The organism is Flavobacterium sp. FPG59 (assembly GCF_002150205.1).
Taxonomy (GTDB): domain Bacteria; phylum Bacteroidota; class Bacteroidia; order Flavobacteriales; family Flavobacteriaceae; genus Flavobacterium.
Genome location: NZ_MTCA01000348.1, coordinates 1 through 1,777 on the forward strand (window position 1 = coordinate 1; position 1,777 = coordinate 1,777).

Consider the following 1,777-nt stretch of genomic DNA (forward strand, 5'->3'; position numbering starts at 1 on the left):
GAATTAGAAAAAAATCAATTAGTCAAAGACGTTACATTCAAATCTTTAATTTTACTTTACGAAAAAGACGAAGAAAAAATTGGCAAAATAATTGAAGTCGGAAATTTGCTAAATAAATTTGAAACGGAAATTGAAATCGCTTATAAAATCAAAGAAACAAATTCATATAAAATTGAAATTGGTTATATGATTAATCCGAAAAAAACTTTGTCAAAAATTGTTGTAAAGTATTTTGATAAAGAAAACAAAACTCAAAATACAACAACTAAAGATTTATATTTTTATGAAGACATATTTTATTTAGTTGACAAAATTGAAGTTAAAAACGGAAAAATAATTTTTACGCATAAGAAAACAAGTTTAGGAGAAATTGCAACTGCCAAATACGAAAAGCCAATTGTAATAGAAATCGCCGAAATGGAAAGAAATAACAGCCACTAACACACGCTACAACGGATTTGGGCAATTGGCTTAATGGAAAGTTGGTTTTGTATTTGGGATGATTTGGCAAATCCGAAGAATGGGCTTAATTTAGTCCCAAACCCGCTGTAGCGCGGGAACGTTGGTGGCAAGCGTAGCGAACCCGAAACAGACACGAAAAAACAATGAGTGAAAAGAAAAATATTTTTGCGATTATTGGAAGTGCAAGTGCAAATTCTTCTAACTTAAAACTTGTTGAAAAAATCGCAAGTTTGACAACTGATATATTTGACTTGACAATTTTTAGCGACTTAAAATCACTTCCTCATTTTGACCCAGAACTTTCAGCCGACAATCCACCAAGACAAATAAAAGAGTTTAGAAATAACATTGAACAAGCAGACGGAATAATAATTTGCACACCTGAATATGTGTTTAGTATTCCAAGCGGACTGAAAAATGCAATTGAATGGTGTATTGCGACAACAATATTTGAGAATAAACCAAGTGGACTAATAACAGCATCAGCAAATGGAGAAAAAGGACACGAAGAATTGCAACTAATTATGAAAACTGCAATGGTGAAATTCAAAAACGAAACGACTTTGTTAATTCAAGGTGTGAAAGGAAAGTTTGATACAGAAAACAATTTAATAGACACAAAAACGACAGAAGAACTTAATGGATTTATAAACGAATTTAACAAATTAGTAAGACAATGATATTTATAACTCAACTCATTTACATTATTGAAGGACAAGAAAAAGTGTTCGACGAATTTGAAAGCGTTGCTATTCCGACAATTTCAAAATATAATGGTCGCCTTTTATTTCGAGTAAGACCGACAGAAAGTAATTTTATTGAAAGCAACATTGATAAACCATACGAAATCCATTTAGTTGAATTTGAAACTCAACAAGATTTTGATAATTTTAAACAAGATGAAGAACGGAAGAAATTTTTACATTTAAAAGAGCAATCAATATGGACTTCAATTTTAATACAAGGGACGAAACTATGACAATAGAAAAACGCCAGCCACTAACAGGGGTTTTGCAATAGTGGGGCTTTTGTGCTGAATTGAACATTTGGAATTCTAATAAACATTTGTGCTGAATTGAACATTTGTGCTTCTAATTCCCCACCATCGCAAAGCCCCAAAACGTTATAGCTTATGGCTACATTTTCGGTTCTAAACGAAATTAACATCTACCTCAACTTCTTCGTAGACATATTTTAATTCTAATTGACTCAATAAATCATCCATTTTCATTTTTGAATTACCCCCTGTCACATAATTATCATAATTATTTTGTCTATGAAATTCAAATAACTTATTCTTATTTGCATTCAAAAC

The 1,777-nt window shown here is 31.1% G+C and carries 3 protein-coding genes; all 3 read left to right on the forward strand.

All coding sequences use genetic code 11. From position 1 onward, the window contains the following. Nucleotides 1-441: hypothetical protein (locus FPG59_RS16775; RefSeq protein ID WP_176330774.1), on the forward strand; the 441-nt coding region annotated here is incomplete at its 5' end. Nucleotides 442-605: 164 nt separating this feature from the next. Further along, on the forward strand, nucleotides 606-1,142 hold the full coding sequence (locus FPG59_RS15830) for an NADPH-dependent FMN reductase (RefSeq protein ID WP_086455499.1): 537 nt from the start codon (nucleotides 606-608) through the stop codon (nucleotides 1,140-1,142). Further along, complete coding sequence (locus FPG59_RS15835; RefSeq protein ID WP_086455500.1) at nucleotides 1,139-1,441, forward strand: DUF1330 domain-containing protein; 303 nt, start codon at nucleotides 1,139-1,141, stop codon at nucleotides 1,439-1,441. Before FPG59_RS15830 ends, FPG59_RS15835 begins: the two co-directional genes overlap by 4 nt. The last annotated feature ends 336 nt before the right edge of the window (nucleotides 1,442-1,777 follow it).

What these genes read in the sequence shown, in the direction of transcription:
- FPG59_RS15830 (WP_086455499.1), top strand. Translation starts at nt 606, where the DNA reads ATGAGTGAAAAGAAAAATATTTTTGCGATTATTGGAAGTGCAAGTGCA.
- FPG59_RS15835 (WP_086455500.1), top strand. Translation starts at nt 1,139, where the DNA reads ATGATATTTATAACTCAACTCATTTACATTATTGAAGGACAAGAAAAA.